Below are 282 nucleotides of genomic sequence, written 5' to 3'. Positions count from 1 at the left end.
CGGTAAGTTGAAACGCAAAGGACGGGGTCTGCAAGGTAAAGCGATCGGGGTGCAGAAGCGGGTGTTGAGCGAAGCCGAGATAGGATTGGTCGTGCGATGGCTACCGAATTTCTCGCGCCTGGTTGAGGAAGTTTGCACGCTTTATTTATGGACTTGCACACGCGGTGCGGAGATTTTGGCAATTGAGGCGCATGAGGTCACTGATGAGGCTGATGGCCTTTGGTGGACTGTGCCGAAGGCGAAGACAAAAAATTCTTGGCGGGAGGAGGCTGGTGACTTGAG

General features: G+C 54.3%; 1 pseudogene. It reads left to right on the top strand.

Annotated features, from left to right (window positions below):
- Positions 1–64: 64 nt before the first annotated feature.
- Positions 65–282, top strand: a pseudogene (locus F1735_RS36135) (tyrosine-type recombinase/integrase); the annotation flags it as partial.

Source organism: Massilia genomosp. 1 (genome assembly GCF_011682185.1).
In the GTDB taxonomy this organism is placed as follows: domain Bacteria; phylum Pseudomonadota; class Gammaproteobacteria; order Burkholderiales; family Burkholderiaceae_D; genus Telluria_A; species Telluria_A rubra.
Note: the sequence above shows the minus strand (reverse complement) of the source record. Positions and strands in the feature narration are given on the sequence as shown.